Here is a 13,506-nt window from a genome sequence, read left to right as displayed (position 1 = left end):
GGCGGGGGCATGAGCAACCGCCTTGCCGTCTTCGATTGCGACGGCACGCTGGTCGATAGCCAGCACAGCATCTGCACCGCGATGGCCCATGCCTTCGAGGGCGAGAAGCTGGCACCGCCCGACCGGCTGGCGATCCTGTCGATCGTCGGCCTGTCGCTGCCCCATGCGATGGCCCGGCTGCTGCCCGATGCGGAGCCGGACTATCATCAGTTGCTGACCGATCGCTACAAGGCGGCCTTCCACGCCCTGCGCAGCGCCAATGCCGTGTCCGAACCGCTCTATCCCGGCATGGCCGACCTGGTGCGGGCACTGGACGGCGATGGCTGGCTGCTGGGCGTCGCCACCGGCAAGTCCGATCGCGGCCTCAACCTGTGTCTTGCCCATCATGATCTGGCCCATCATTTCGTGACCCTGCAGACCGCCGATCGCCACCCGTCCAAGCCGCACCCTTCGATGCTGTTGCAGGCGATGGCGGAGGCGGGCGCGGTGCCCGAAACCACGGTGATGATCGGGGATACCCATTTCGACATCGACATGGGGCTGGCCGCCGGCACCCGCGCGATCGGCGTCGGCTGGGGCTATCATGCGCCGGCCGAACTGGTGCAGGCCGGCGCCCATGCGGTGGCGATGGACAGCGACGAGTTGCGCCGCCATATCGACGCGCTATGAACGACATGCCTCCCATCCCGCCGGCCGACCCGGAGAAGATCGCGCGCCAGCGCCATTTCGCGCTTGGCCTGTTCCGCCTGTCGGGTGCCTTCCTCGTCATGTTCGGTTTCCTGGCGATCATGCAGCGCTTTTCCTGGGTACAGGGTGACAAGGCCAAGGCGTTCGGCCTGATCATGGTCGTCGCCGGCCTGTTCCAGTTCATCATCGTGCCGCGCCTGATGCTGGCCCTGTTCAAGCGGAGCCGCCCGTGAAGCGTTTCTACAAGGATGTGACGGTCGAGCCGGTCGAAGCCGGTTTCGCGATCCGGCTGGATGGCCGCCCGGTGCGCACGCCTGCCCGCGCTGAACTGGCGCTGCCCAATGCGGTGCTGGCAGAGGCGGTGGCGCAGGAATGGCGCGACCAGGGCGAGACGGTCGATCCCGCGACGATGGCCTTCACCGGCCTTGCCAATGCCGCGATCGACCATATCGCCGGCAACCGCGCGAAATTCGCGGCCGACATCGCCGAATATGGCGGCACCGACATGCTCTGCTATCGGGCCGAGGGGCCTGAGGCGTTCGTCGCGCGTCAGGCGGCGGCCTGGGATCCGCTGCTCGACTGGGCGCGCGCCCGCTACGACGTTGCCTTCGTCACCACCCAGGGCATCATCCATGTCGCCCAGCCCGACGCGACGCTGGAACGGCTGGCGGCGGCGGTGGACGGACTGGATCCCTTCACCCTGGCCGGCTTGTCGCGGCTGGTGACCTTGAGCGGCTCGCTGGTCTGCGGCCTGGCGGTGCTGGAAGAGGCGTTCGACGCAGATTCCGTATGGGAAGCGGCCGAGATCGACGAGCGCTGGCAGGCCGAACAATGGGGCGAGGATGCCGAAGCGCTGGCCCGTTCGGCGCGCCGCGCGGGCGAGTTTGCCGTGGGTCGAGCCTTTTGCGGGATGGCACGAGCCTAGGGGGCTGGGAACGGGACCGCTCGTTCGTTCATTCTTGTGTTGGCGGATGCCCTGACTGCATCCGCCACATTGGATCAACGACCAGGGAGACCCTGACCTTGCAGTCCCGCCTTTTGGTTCCTGCCTTTCTTGCCCTTTCCACCCTCGCCGCACCGGCCCTGGCACAGGATGCCCCGGCAGCCAGCGCTGCCCCCGCCGCCGGCCAGATGACCCCCGAACAGATCAACGCCTTCAACCAGGCGGTGACCGATTTCACCGCCGGCCAGACCGCGCTGCAGGCGGGCGACAATGCCACCGCCGCAACCAAATATGAGGCGGCGATGCCCGCCATCCGCACCGCGGTGGAGGTCGACCCGACCAAGATCGACAATGTCAATTTCCTCGCCAACGCGCTTTATGCCGATGCCGCTGCCCAGGGCGCGCTCGGCAAGATGGACAAGGTGATCGCGCTTTATGGCGAATCCCTGCCGCACTGGCGCAAGGTGGTGGAGGCCAAGCCCGCCGATGCCACCAGCCGCAACATCCTGGCCGGTATCCTGATCCAGCTGGGCAACCAGAAGCTGGGCGCGCAGGACAAGGCCGGCTCCGCGCCGCTCTATCAGGAAGCGCTGGGCCTGGCCCGCAAGTCGGCGGCGGCCAATGCGGCCGATCCGGTGACGAAGAATATCCTGCTGTCGGCGCTGATCGGCGCCAGCCAGGCGACCGATGATGCCGCGCTCAAGACCGAAGCGGCGACGATGAGCAAGGCGATGCTGGCCGACGGTTCGGTCGATGCGTCGAACAAGCCTGCCGCCCAGGCGCTGAGCGGCGTCAAGGCCGGCTGAGCATGAAGAGGCCTCGCCCGGTGATCCGGGCGGGGCCTTTGCCGGTCAGGCTTCGACCATGCCGGTAATCTTGTTGGCATAGACCATGCGGCCCGGCCCCAGCATGCCCAATACCTGCGGCACCATGTGGCGGGCGAGCGCGAAACAGCCCTCGCTACGGCCGCACTTGCCCCAGGCGGCGACATGGTCCTCGCTGACATAGTCGGCGCCATGGATGACGATGGCGCGCATTTCGGCATTGTTGTTCTGCGGATCGAGCCCAGCCAGCCGCATCGAACGGCCATGCTGGCCATCATAGACGGTCAGCGTCTTGTAGGCGCCCGACGAACTTGCGAGCGAATTGGGCTCGTTGGAAAAGCTCTGCAGCCAGCCCGAATGGCCCGGATCGGACCCGCGACCGTGCGACACCAGATAGCTGTTGGCCTGGCCACCGATCAGGTCGACGATATGGAACCGAAATTCCTTCGACGGCGCATTGAAGTCGGCAATGGCGATGCGGTCGCGCAAAGTGAAGTCGCGCGCATGCTGGTCGAGTGCGGCCTTGGCCTCCTCCAGCAGCAGCGCATAGGGCTTGCGCGAAAAAATCGGTGCGGCCGATGGAGTCGCGGGAACCGGAGGACGGTTCGCGGGTTCAGGCGCTACCGGAAGTGCGGCCTTGCCAACACTGTCGGTCAAAAACGAAAGGGCGAGTCCGCTTAAAGCGAACTTCGTGAATTTGCGGCGATCCATGTGCCGTCTATAACAAATCAACGCCCCCGCTCCAAGACGGGGGCGCCCTTCGTCACAGGCTGCTATTGCCCGCTTCGTCCGCTCCCTGGCTCCCCTCGCCGTTTTCGCGCAGGCGCGAGGTCATGCCACTGGCTTCGGCATCATCCAGAATCTGTTGCTGTTCCGACACGGACGGCGGCGGTGCCGGAGTCGGGGTAACGACATTTTCCGGCTCAGGCGGCAGTGCTTCCGGCTCGTTCACGATGACATTCTCGACCGGCGGTTCGACCAGATTATTGGTCGCCGGGGCTTCCTCTTCCTTCTGGCCGCAGGCGGCAAGAAGCAGCGCGCCCGACAGGGCGGCGAAGGTCAGGGGGCGGGCAAAATGGCGCATGGGGATCAGTCCTTGGCTGCGGGGGCGGTCGAATTGACCGCAGTGGGGTCGACGCGGCGGCTGGAGGCCTCGATCTTCTGGGCCAGCAGCTTGTCCCAGTCATAGGGATCGGCGCGGAAGTTCATGGTGCCGTTGCTGCTGGCAAAGGCGGTCCAGTAAAGCAGATAGACCGCGACCTGCGAGGGCAGCGACACGCGCTGGGTCTTGTTGGTGTCGATCAGGCTCTGGATCTGGCCCGACAGGCTGGGATCGCTCGCCACCATCAGTTCGGCCAGCGATACCGGCTTTTCCAGGCGGATGCAGCCATGGCTGGCAAGCCGGTCATAGCTGGAGAATTTTCCGCGCGAAGGCGTATCGTGCAGATAAACGGCGAAGGGATTGTTGAAATCGAACTTCAGCCGGCCGAGCGCGCTGTTGGGGCCGGCGGGCTGGACGATGCGCTCGCCGCCCTCGGGCGTCTTCACGATCTTGTAGCCCTGCTTGGCCAGGGTTGCGCGGCCCTTGGGGAACAGTTCCTTCCTGGCGATCGACATCGGCACGTTCCAGGGCGGATTGACCACGATGGAATGGATGTTCGACGACAGCATCGGCGTCTGGTTGGTCGGGCTGCCGGTGACGGCGCGCATCGATGTGACGGGTTCGTCGCCCTGGAACACGGTCAGCACGGCGGCGGCGATGTTCACCTGGACGCGGTTGACCGGCAATTCGCGCGGCATCCAGCGCCAGCGTTCCATATTGGCCATGATCGCGGCGATGCGATCATCCACCGACACGTTGAGCGTGGTCAGGGTGCGCGCGTCGAGCAGGCCGGTGGGGTTGAGGCCATAGCGGCGCTGCGCGCGTTGCAGCGCGGCGGTCAGCGGCTCGGTGCCGGTGACGCTCTTGTCCTCCAGCGCCAGGCGGGCGCGCACGACATCGGCCGAGGCGCCGGCCGACAGGCTGGGCCAGCCGCCGGTGTCACGGATCTTCTCATAGGTGGCGAGGCCCTTGCGCAGCCCGTCATAGCCCGAATAGGGCGGGGTCAGGCTGGCGGCCCATTGCGGCAGCCGATCCTCGGCAATCGCCTTGGCGAGTGAGGGGCGCGGATCGAAGGCGGCGGGGCGCAGCGCCCAGACTTCCAGAAAATCGGCGGTATCGACCCGGCCGGTGCTGAGGGCGCGACCGCGATCCAGCAATGCGTTCAGCAATTGCTGCCCGTGCATCGGTGCAGTCGGCTTGCTGCGCGCCATCAGCCCTTCGGCCATGCCGCTTTTCAGCCATTCATTCGCCCAGTCATCCTGCGCCTGCGACAGGGCGGGCAACGGCACGGGCGGGGGCATCACCGCCATCGGCGGTGGCAGCACGACCTGGCCGGCCGGCGGCGCGCTCTGGGTCGGTGTCACGGCCGGCGGCTGCGCGACGGCCGGGATGGCGGTGGCGGCCAGCAGGGGCAGGGCGAGGAAACGGATCAAATCGGGACGGTTCATGCTGGACCAGATAGCGCAAAGCGGCCATCTATCAAATCGCGATAGCGGGAAAAGATCATGCTGCACGTCGTTCACCATCCCGCCTATGTCTCCCCGGCCACAGACGGCCAGCAGGCGCGCTTCGACAAATATGGCCTGGTGATGGACGCGCTGGCCGACAGTGGCGCGCCGATGACCGTTCATGCGCCCGATCCGATGCCCGCGTCCTGGATCGCGGCGGTGCATGATCCCGCCTATGTCGAAGAGGTGCTGGCGCTCGCCGTGCCGCCCGAAAAGGAACGGCGGATCGGCTTTCCGGTAACCGAGCGGGTGATGCGCCGGGCGCTGCTGTCCCCCGGCGGCACCTGGCTGGCGGCGAAGCTGGCGCTGGTCCATGGCTATGCCGCCAATGCCGCCGGGGGCAGCCACCATGCGCTGGCCGACAGCGGTGCGGGCTATTGCGTGTTCAACGATCTGGCGATCGCGGCCAACCGACTGATCGCGGAGGGGGATGCGAACCGCATCCTGATCCTCGATCTTGACGTGCATCAGGGCGATGGCACGGCGTCGCTGATGGCGGGGCGGGGCGATGTCTTCACCCTGTCGATCCATGCGGAGAAGAATTTCCCGGTGCGCAAGGCGCGCTCGAGCCTGGATCTGGGCCTGGCCGACGATACCGGCGATGCGGACTATCTGGCGGCGCTGGGCGAGATGCTGCCGCGCGTGCTGGATGATTTCGCGCCGGACCTGATCCTGTATCAGGCCGGGGTGGACGGTCATGCGGATGATCGGCTGGGCCGGCTGGCGCTCAGCGACGAGGGGCTGGCCGCGCGCGACGGGCTGGTGATGCGTCAGGCGCTGGCGCGCGCCATCCCGGTCGCCAGTTGCATGGGAGGCGGCTATGGCCCGGACCGGATGGCGGTCGCGCGGCGCCATGCCGCCTGCATGTTGCGGATGGCGTCAGTGGAGCGTGCTGTCTGACGCGCTGGGCCTCGCGGCGCGCCCTTCCATCAGCTTCGCGGCGATCAGCCCGGCCACGCTCAGCGCAACCAGATCGCTCAGCGCCAGATAGAGGCTGTAGCCCCAGGGCGCATGGTTGAACACAGCCTGGCCGATATGCAGCCACAGCACGGTGGCGAGCGCGAACAGGATCGACACACGCGCCCGGCTGTTGAAGTCGCCGGTGACGAAGCGCAGCGCGAGCGCGATCAGCACGCCGGTGGCCAGCGCCAGCAGCAGCCCGCCGATCAGGCTGGAGCCGTCCATCACCGGGAAGCCGCCATTATTGTAGAAAAGCATCGCCACCGGCCCCTTGCCATAGAGGATGGTGCCCTGCGCCGTGGCGGGATCGGGGATGACATAGACGCCGGTGCCGCTGCGGGCCAGCGCCTGCGCCATCGCGGCCTGGAGATTGGCGCCCGCCTGCGGATCGGCACGGCTGAGCGCCAGCGCGCTCAGGGGCGTGCCCCAGAAGAGGAAGCCGATGATGAACATGGCGAAACCGCCAAGCAGTCCGCCCAGGATGGTCCGCAGCATCATGCCTTCACTCCCCGTTCCAACGCGCTCCGACACTGGAGGCTGATCTACAAACGCCGGGAAGGCAATGTCTTTCCGTGGAGCGGATCAATCCTTTGGACGGGCGGCCTTTTCGACCAGGCCCGACAGGCCTTCGCGCCGGTCCAGTTCGTTCAGCACATCGTCGAAGGGAATGCCGCAATCGGCCAGCAGCACCAGCAGGTGGAAGAGGAGGTCCGCGCTTTCGCCGACCAGTTCAGCCCGATTGTCGGCCATGGCGGCGATCACCGCCTCGACCGCTTCCTCGCCGACCTTCTGGGCGATCTTGCCCCGGCCGCGGGCGGTCAGCTTCGCCACATAGGATGCCGATGGATCGGCCTTCCGTCGCTCGGCGATGGTCTGTTCGAGGGTTTGAAGGGTCGCGCGCATGGGCTGCATCAAGCGTCCCGCGCGCGACCCGTCAAATGAATTTTACTTCTGCTTGCGGCGCGCGAAGAAGACGCGGCCGGCCAGAACGGCGGCGCCCATGCCGAACAGCGCCATCTGTTCGGGCTCAGGCACCGGGGTCGGCGTGCCACCGCTGCTGCCACCCGACGAGGTGCCGCCGCCGCTGGAGCCGCCGCACTTGAACCAGCAGAAGGTGGCGTTGGCGGGGGCGGGGATGGCGAGGCCCATCAGGCTGGCCGAACCCGCTACGAGAAGAAGTTTGCTGATCTGCATAAAAGTCACCCTGTTTCAAAATGGACAAATCGCTTCGAAACGACCCTGCGCCCTGTCTACGCAGTAACCGTGCCAATTTTGCCAAGTGACGTTTTTCTGCGGTTGGCGACCGATGGCCGCCAAAAGCCCCATATGGTTAATGTCAATTAACCCGACATTTTGGCGCTTTTTCGCGCTTTAATGGCCCCGAACGGGGATGCCGGCGCGGGCCAGCGCCTGATGCGCTTCAGCAATAGTATGTTGACCGAAGTGAAATATCGAAGCGGCCAGCACCGCGCTGGCATGGCCTTCGACCACGCCCGCGACCAGATGGTCGAGGGTGCCGACGCCGCCGCTGGCGATCACCGGGATCGACACGGCATCGGCGATCATGCGGGTCAGCGCCAGGTCATAGCCCTGCTTGGTGCCATCGCCGTCCATCGAGGTGACGAGCAGTTCCCCTGCGCCAAGCTCCGCCAGGCGCAGCGCATGCTCCAGCGCGTCGATGCCGGTCGGCTTGCGGCCGCCATGGGTGAAGATTTCCCACTTGCCTTCGCCCACCTTGCGGGCATCGACCGAGCCGACGATGCACTGCGCGCCGAAGCGGTCGGCGATGTCGGCCACCAGTTCGGGCCGGGCGACGGCGGCGCTGTTTACCGCCACCTTGTCCGCGCCCGCCAGCAGCAGGGCGCGGGCGTCCTCCGCGCTGCGCACGCCGCCGCCGACGGTGACGGGCATGAAGCAGACTTCGGCGGTGCGGCGCACCACGTCCAATATGGTGCCGCGCGCCTCATGAGTTGCGGTGATGTCGAGGAAGCAGAGCTCGTCGGCGCCGGCCGCGTCATAGAGCTTGGCCTGCTCCACCGGATCGCCGGCATCCTTGAGGTCGACGAAATTGACGCCCTTCACCACGCGGCCATTGGCAACGTCGAGGCAGGGAATGACGCGGGTGCGGACGGTCATGACAATTTTCCTTTTTCCGTTCGCCCTGAGCGAAGTCGAAGGGCTCGCCCGAACATAGTGAGGGCCTTCGCTCCGCTCAGGCCTGGGCTTCGACTTCGCTCAGCCCGAACGGTAATATGTTCAAGCTGCCGCCTGCGCGACCGCGAGCGCGGTCTTGAGGTCGAGGCGGCCGTCATAGATGGCGCGGCCGGTGATGACGCCCTCGATCCCGTCATCGGCATGGAGGCTGAGGACGCGGATATCCGCGATCCCCGCCACGCCGCCGCTGGCGATCACCGGCATGTCGGTGGCGCGGGCGAGATCGACGGTCGCATCGATATTCACGCCCTTGAGCAGGCCGTCGCGGCCGACATCGGTGAAGAGCAGGCTGGCGACGCCGGCATCCTCGAACCGGCGGGCGAGGTCGATCACCGGCATGTCGCTCTTTTCCGCCCAGCCGTCGGTGGCGACGAAGCCGTCGCGCGCATCGACCGCGACGACGATGCCGCCCGGAAAGTCGCGCGCCGCCGCCTTGACGAAGGCGGGGTCTTTCAGCGCAGCGGTGCCGATCACGATGCGCGATACGCCCAGGTCAAACCAGCGTTCGACCGATTCCCGATTGCGGATGCCACCGCCCAGCTGGACATGGCCGGGAAAGGCCTCGACGATGCGTTCGACCGCTTCGGCATTGACCGCATGGCCGGCAAAGCTGCCGTCGAGATCGACGACATGGATATGCTGGGCGCCGGCCGCGGCAAAGATCAGCGCCTGCGCGGCGGGATCGTCGCCATAGACGGTGGCGCGGTCCATGTCGCCCTCGGCCAGGCGGACGACCTGGCCGCCTTTGAGGTCGATGGCGGGGAAGACGATCAGGGACATGGACGTAACCTTTGCGCGAGCGGGGCCTCAGGGGCGCCAGTCGAGAAAACGGGAGAGGAAGGACAGGCCGTAGCGCTGGCTCTTTTCCGGGTGGAACTGGCAGCCGATGATGGTGTCGCGCGCGACGGCGGCGACCAGCGGTCCGCCATGATCGGTGACGGCGGCGATATGGGCCGGGTCGGCGGCCTCATAATGATAGCTGTGCAGGAAATAGGCCTCGCCGGCCTCGATCAGGGGGGGCTTGCCGTTCAGCACCACATCGTTCCAGCCCATATGCGGCACCTTGATCGCGGCATCGGTCGGTTCGATCAGGCGCACCGTGCCGGGAATCCAGCCCAGCCCCTCATGCCGGCCGAACTCCTCGCCGGCGTCGGCGAGCAATTGCATGCCGACGCATACACCCAGAAAGGGGACGCCGCGCTGGTTCACCGCCTCGTTCATCGCGTCGACCATGCCGGGGATCGCGACCAAGGCATCGCGGCAGGCGCGGAAGGCGCCGACGCCGGGCAGCACGATGCGGTCGGCCCTGGCCACGACATCGGCATCGGCGGTGATGGTCACATCATCGGCACCCGCCTTGCGCAGCGCATTGTGGACCGAGTGGAGATTGCCCGCGCCATAATCGATCAGGGCGATGGTCATGGCAGCAGCGTGTCCAGATTGACGCTGGCGGCGCGCGCCGGGAGGAACTCGATCAGGTCGAACGATGCCGCGCCGTTGACGACGAAGGGATCGGTCGCTGCCTTCGCCGCGATCTCGTCGCGTTCGCCGCGCGCCAGCAGGATGCCGCCGGTGCGCGGTTCGCGTCGGCCGGCGAGCAGCAGCCAGCCATCGGCAATGCCCTGGTCCAGCCAGGCCCGATGATCGGCCAGATGGCCGTCCAGCACATCGATCGGCGCCGTATAGGTCAGCGAAATGATGAACATGCGGTCGGCCTTTCTATGGAAGTGATGCTTAGAGCATGCCCTTGGTCGAGGGGATGGCGTCGGCCTTGCGCGGGTCGATCTCCACCGCCTGGCGCAGCGCGCGGGCCAGGCCCTTGAACGCGCTTTCGACGATATGATGATTGTTGCTGCCATAGAGCAGCTCGATGTGCAGGGTGATACCGGCGGCCTGGGCCAGGCTGTGGAAGAAATGCTCCACCATTTCCGTGTCCCATTCGCCAACCTTGGTGACGGTGAAGGGCAGCTTGCACACCAGCCAGGGGCGGCCGGAAATGTCGAGCGCGACGCGGCTCAGCGTTTCGTCCATTGGCGAATAGACGCTGCCGTAACGGCTGATGCCGCGCTTGTCGCCCAGCGCCTTGGCCAGCGCCTCGCCGATTGCGATCGCCGTATCCTCGGTGGTATGATGCTGGTCGACATGCAGGTCGCCGACGGTCTTGACGGTCATGTCGATCAGCGAGTGACGCGACAGCTGCTCGATCATATGGTCGAGGAAACCGATCCCGGTGGAGACGGTGTAAAGACCGGTGCCGTCGAGGTTGACGGTCACGTCGATCTGCGTTTCCGCAGTGTTGCGGTGAATCTCGGCCGTGCGCATGCGCGCCCTATAGCGCGTCGCGCGCGCCATGCAATCTGATGATGTACCTCTCGGGCGGGGGTTGACCGCCGCTTTCGCGTCGTTAGGACATATGCCCCATGAGTGAAGACCTGCCCGACAGCCTGATTCCCTATGACGAAATCGTGCAGGAGGCCCTGCGTGCAGTCGTCGGCCGCGTGCTGGGCGAAGTGCAGCAGACCGGCGGCCTGCCGGGTGCGCATCATTTCTACATCACGTTCAAGACCCATGCCGCCGGGGTGGATATCCCCAAGCATCTGTCGGAACGTTTCCCGGACGAGATGACCATCGTCCTCCAGAACAAGTTCTGGGATCTCAAGGTCAGCGACCGCCATTTCGAGGTCAGCCTGACCTTCAACCAGGTCGCGGCGCATCTGGTCATTCCCTTCAGCGCGATCACCGCCTTCGTCGATCCCGCCGTCAATTTCGCGCTGCAGTTCCAGGTTCAGGCCGACGAAGAGCCCGAACCCCATGACGTGGCCGAAAATGACGCGCCGCTGGTCACGACCGAGGATGGCTCCAACGTCGTCACGGTGGATTTCGGCAAGAAGAAGTGAGCCCGGCGGCCGGCATCGGCCGCAGGCTCAAAATTCGTGGCGATAGGAGAAGCGCAGCTTCTGGCTCGTCCCGAAACTATTGTCGACATAGCTGATATTGGCGCCGACCGTGTCGCGACGCGTAAGATGGTAGGACAGGCCACCACCCAGCGCCACGCCCGAAAAATCATGGGTGCCCTTGGTCACATTGCCGCCCGCCATCGCGGTCAGCTTCGGTCCCAGCGGCCGCAACAGGAACAGCCCGACATAGCCGCTGTTGCTGCTGAGCGCGATCGGCAGGCCATCGCTCTGGTCGATATCGCTGACCGGGCCATGCCCCTTGGTATAGCTGTAGCCGAACGGCACGAACATCTGCAATTTGCCGGTCTTGAGGCCGACTTGCGACAGCGGCACGAAGCCGCCGAGCGAATAGCGCGTCTGTTCCACGCCCGAATCGAAATGACTTTTGCCGGCCGAGAAGGTCAGGATCGCGACCGGAAACAGATAGGATGCGCCGACCGACCAGAGGCCCGATTCCGACACGCGGGCATTGAATTTCAGCTTGGGGCCGACCGCGACCGATCCGGACAGCGAAAATTCGTCGGAGGCGCGGGTGATGCCGACCTTGGTCGCGATCTTGGTGGGGTCGTCGGACGATTTTTCTTCTTCTGCTGCGTGGACCGGAGCCGTCGTGGCGGCAAGGCAGAGGAGGAGGGCAAGGACGGGACGATCGGACATGCGGTTTTCCTCCTGGATGCCGGGCAGGATATCGGGCCGCGTGCGCCGATCAATTGCGGTAAACCCCGGTAAAGGCGCAGATCCTGCCTCTGCATGACGGCCTGTGGCCCGCCGTGCGGATGGGCCATAGGGATATGCGATATTCGCAAGTTTCGCCTTGGAATTTCCCGCCCCGGCCCTACATCGGAACCAGTTTTGCGATTGATTCTTAACTGGGAGTTCTGAATGTCCGCTACCCGCACCGAAACCGACAGCATTGGCGCCATCGAGGTGCCGGCCGACGCCTATTGGGGCGCCCAGACCCAGCGCAGCATCGAGAATTTCCCCTTCGGCGCGACCGAGCGGATGCCGATCGGCATCGTCCATGCGCAGGCGATCGTGAAGCAGGCGGCGGCGCGGGTGAATGCGAAACATGGCCTAGACGCGACGATCGTCGCGGGCATCGAGAATGCCGCGCAGCAGATCGTCTCCGGCGCGCTCGACGACCAGTTCCCGCTCGTCATCTGGCAGACGGGCAGCGGCACCCAGACCAACATGAACGTCAATGAGGTGATTGCCGGCTATGCCAATGAGCAGCTGGCCGGCACGCGCGGCGGCAAGAGCCCGGTCCACCCCAACGACCATGTAAACATGAGCCAGTCGTCCAACGACAGCTTCCCGACCGCGCTGCATGTCGCGACCGTGCTGGCGACCCGCGACAAGCTGATTCCGGCGCTCGAAAAGCTGACCGGCGCGCTGACCGCCAAGGCGGAAGGCTGGGGTCATATCGTCAAGATCGGCCGCACCCATACGCAGGATGCGACGCCGCTGACCTTGGGCCAGGAATTTTCCGGCTATGCCGCGCAGCTGGTCAGCAGCAAGGCGCGGATCGAAGGCGCGTTGAACGGCAATATCCGCAAGCTGGCGATCGGCGGCACGGCGGTCGGCACCGGCCTCAACGCGCCCGATGGCTGGGCGGACGACATGACGGCCGCGATCAGCGACATTGCCGGCACGCCGTTCGAAAGCGCGCCCAACAAGTTCGAGCAGCTGGCCGCCAAGGATGGCCTGGTCTTCTTCTCCGGCGCGCTCAACACGCTGGCGGTGGCGCTGACCAAGATCGCCAACGACATCCGCTTCCTGGGCTCCGGCCCGCGCTCGGGCCTGGGCGAGCTGGACCTGCCCGCCAATGAGCCGGGCAGCTCGATCATGCCGGGCAAGGTCAACCCGACCCAGTGCGAATCGCTGACCATGGTGGCGGCGCAGGTGATCGGCAATCATCAGGCAGTGACCGTCGGCGGCATGCAGGGCCATTTCGAACTCAATGTCTTCATGCCGCTGATCGGCGCCAATGTGCTGCGCTCGATCCATCTGCTCAGCGTCGGCATGGAAAGCTTCGCCGAGCGCTGCGTCGAAGGGATGCAGGCCAATGAGGGCCGGATCGCCGAACTGGTCGAACGCTCGCTGATGCTGGTGACCGCGCTGGCGCCGGAGATTGGTTATGACAATGCCGCGACCATCGCCAAGCATGCGCACAAGAAGGGGCTGACGCTCAAGCAGGCGGGCCTCGAACTGGGGCTGGTCGATGAGCCGACCTTCGACCGGCTGGTGCGGCCGGAAAATATGGTCTGATCCAGATCAACTGGCGGAACCGGGGCGGGTGCGATACATTAAT

19 protein-coding genes are annotated in these 13,506 nt (G+C 65.7%); 7 read left to right on the top strand and 12 right to left on the bottom strand.

Features of this window, described 5'->3' with window-relative positions; all coding sequences use genetic code 11:
* The first annotated feature begins 9 nt into the window (after positions 1-9).
* The 4 genes from VHN57_RS16880 to VHN57_RS16865 all read left to right on the top strand — a co-directional run bounded on the left by VHN57_RS16880 (position 10) and on the right by VHN57_RS16865 (position 2,436).
* Positions 10-669 carry an HAD-IA family hydrolase gene (locus tag VHN57_RS16880; protein ID WP_278395487.1) on the top strand — a complete coding sequence of 220 codons (660 nt, stop codon included), beginning with the start codon at positions 10-12 and terminating at the stop codon, positions 667-669.
* On the top strand, positions 666-920 hold the full coding sequence (locus tag VHN57_RS16875; RefSeq protein ID WP_278395485.1) for a hypothetical protein: 255 nt from the start codon (positions 666-668) through the stop codon (positions 918-920). Before VHN57_RS16880 ends, VHN57_RS16875 begins: the two co-directional genes overlap by 4 nt.
* Positions 917-1,612: an ATP12 family chaperone protein gene (locus VHN57_RS16870; RefSeq protein WP_004208581.1), complete on the top strand. Its 696-nt coding sequence runs from the start codon at positions 917-919 to the stop codon at positions 1,610-1,612. The genes VHN57_RS16875 and VHN57_RS16870 overlap by 4 nt, the downstream gene beginning before the upstream one ends.
* Before the next feature lie 98 nt (positions 1,613-1,710).
* A complete protein-coding gene (locus VHN57_RS16865; RefSeq protein WP_010339640.1) occupies positions 1,711-2,436 on the top strand; it encodes a hypothetical protein in 726 nt (241 codons plus the stop codon).
* Positions 2,437-2,481: 45 nt separating this feature from the next.
* Here the strand turns inward: VHN57_RS16865 and VHN57_RS16860 are convergent, their stop codons facing one another.
* From VHN57_RS16860 to VHN57_RS16850, 3 genes are read right to left on the bottom strand one after another with little or no spacing between them, the layout of a single operon-like run.
* Complete coding sequence (locus VHN57_RS16860; RefSeq protein WP_037521167.1) at positions 2,482-3,165, bottom strand: murein L,D-transpeptidase catalytic domain family protein; 684 nt, start codon at positions 3,163-3,165, stop codon at positions 2,482-2,484.
* 52 nt (positions 3,166-3,217) lie between these two features.
* Positions 3,218-3,538, bottom strand: coding sequence for a hypothetical protein (locus tag VHN57_RS16855; RefSeq protein WP_010339642.1), 321 nt, complete (start codon positions 3,536-3,538; stop codon positions 3,218-3,220).
* Positions 3,539-3,543: 5 nt separating this feature from the next.
* Complete coding sequence (locus tag VHN57_RS16850) at positions 3,544-5,004, bottom strand: L,D-transpeptidase family protein (RefSeq protein WP_278985727.1); 1,461 nt, start codon at positions 5,002-5,004, stop codon at positions 3,544-3,546.
* Positions 5,005-5,061: 57 nt separating this feature from the next.
* Here VHN57_RS16850 and VHN57_RS16845 point away from each other — a divergent pair, with 57 nt between their 5' ends.
* Positions 5,062-5,964, top strand: coding sequence for a histone deacetylase family protein (locus VHN57_RS16845; RefSeq protein WP_125997358.1), 903 nt, complete (start codon positions 5,062-5,064; stop codon positions 5,962-5,964).
* Here VHN57_RS16845 and VHN57_RS16840 read toward each other — a convergent pair.
* From VHN57_RS16840 to hisB, 8 genes are all read right to left on the bottom strand, one after another.
* Complete coding sequence (locus VHN57_RS16840) at positions 5,944-6,522, bottom strand: hypothetical protein (protein WP_125997359.1); 579 nt, start codon at positions 6,520-6,522, stop codon at positions 5,944-5,946. The genes VHN57_RS16845 and VHN57_RS16840 overlap by 21 nt on opposite strands.
* An 84-nt stretch (positions 6,523-6,606) precedes the next feature.
* On the bottom strand, positions 6,607-6,927 hold the full coding sequence (locus VHN57_RS16835) for a phosphoribosyl-ATP diphosphatase (protein ID WP_069338017.1): 321 nt from the start codon (positions 6,925-6,927) through the stop codon (positions 6,607-6,609).
* Between the two features lie 42 nt (positions 6,928-6,969).
* Positions 6,970-7,218, bottom strand: a complete 249-nt coding sequence (locus tag VHN57_RS16830; RefSeq protein ID WP_004208572.1) for a PEP-CTERM sorting domain-containing protein — start codon at positions 7,216-7,218, stop codon at positions 6,970-6,972.
* A 177-nt stretch (positions 7,219-7,395) separates the two neighbouring features.
* Positions 7,396-8,160 (bottom strand): imidazole glycerol phosphate synthase subunit HisF, encoded by a 765-nt coding sequence (gene hisF / locus VHN57_RS16825; RefSeq protein WP_278985728.1) that lies wholly within the window; start codon positions 8,158-8,160, stop codon positions 7,396-7,398.
* Between the two features lie 120 nt (positions 8,161-8,280).
* On the bottom strand, positions 8,281-9,018 hold the full coding sequence (hisA, locus tag VHN57_RS16820; protein WP_004208570.1) for a 1-(5-phosphoribosyl)-5-[(5-phosphoribosylamino)methylideneamino]imidazole-4-carboxamide isomerase: 738 nt from the start codon (positions 9,016-9,018) through the stop codon (positions 8,281-8,283).
* Positions 9,019-9,045: 27 nt separating this feature from the next.
* Positions 9,046-9,660 carry an imidazole glycerol phosphate synthase subunit HisH gene (gene hisH / locus VHN57_RS16815; protein WP_278985729.1) on the bottom strand — a complete coding sequence of 205 codons (615 nt, stop codon included), beginning with the start codon at positions 9,658-9,660 and terminating at the stop codon, positions 9,046-9,048.
* Positions 9,657-9,944, bottom strand: coding sequence for a YciI family protein (locus VHN57_RS16810; protein ID WP_004208568.1), 288 nt, complete (start codon positions 9,942-9,944; stop codon positions 9,657-9,659). Before VHN57_RS16810 ends, hisH begins: the two co-directional genes overlap by 4 nt.
* Positions 9,945-9,972: 28 nt before the next feature.
* Complete coding sequence (gene hisB, locus VHN57_RS16805; protein ID WP_007710360.1) at positions 9,973-10,560, bottom strand: imidazoleglycerol-phosphate dehydratase HisB; 588 nt, start codon at positions 10,558-10,560, stop codon at positions 9,973-9,975.
* A 98-nt stretch (positions 10,561-10,658) separates the two neighbouring features.
* On the opposite strand from hisB, the gene VHN57_RS16800 reads away from it, so the two are divergent.
* Positions 10,659-11,135 carry an SspB family protein gene (locus VHN57_RS16800; RefSeq protein ID WP_004208566.1) on the top strand — a complete coding sequence of 159 codons (477 nt, stop codon included), beginning with the start codon at positions 10,659-10,661 and terminating at the stop codon, positions 11,133-11,135.
* A 27-nt stretch (positions 11,136-11,162) separates the two neighbouring features.
* Here VHN57_RS16800 and VHN57_RS16795 read toward each other — a convergent pair whose 3' ends face one another.
* The gene (locus VHN57_RS16795; protein ID WP_037521157.1) at positions 11,163-11,852 is read right to left on the bottom strand and encodes a hypothetical protein; all 690 of its coding nucleotides are present in this window, start codon (positions 11,850-11,852) and stop codon (positions 11,163-11,165) included.
* A gap of 225 nt (positions 11,853-12,077) precedes the next feature.
* Between VHN57_RS16795 and fumC the strand changes: the two genes are divergently transcribed.
* The gene (gene fumC, locus VHN57_RS16790; protein ID WP_037521156.1) at positions 12,078-13,463 is read left to right on the top strand and encodes a class II fumarate hydratase; all 1,386 of its coding nucleotides are present in this window, start codon (positions 12,078-12,080) and stop codon (positions 13,461-13,463) included.
* The last annotated feature ends 43 nt before the right edge of the window (positions 13,464-13,506 follow it).

It is taken from the genome of Sphingobium salicis subsp. salicis (assembly GCF_049472635.1).
GTDB lineage: Bacteria > Pseudomonadota > Alphaproteobacteria > Sphingomonadales > Sphingomonadaceae > Sphingobium > Sphingobium yanoikuyae_A.
The sequence above is the reverse complement of the archived record's forward strand: the minus strand, read 5'-3'. Positions and strand labels throughout refer to the sequence as shown.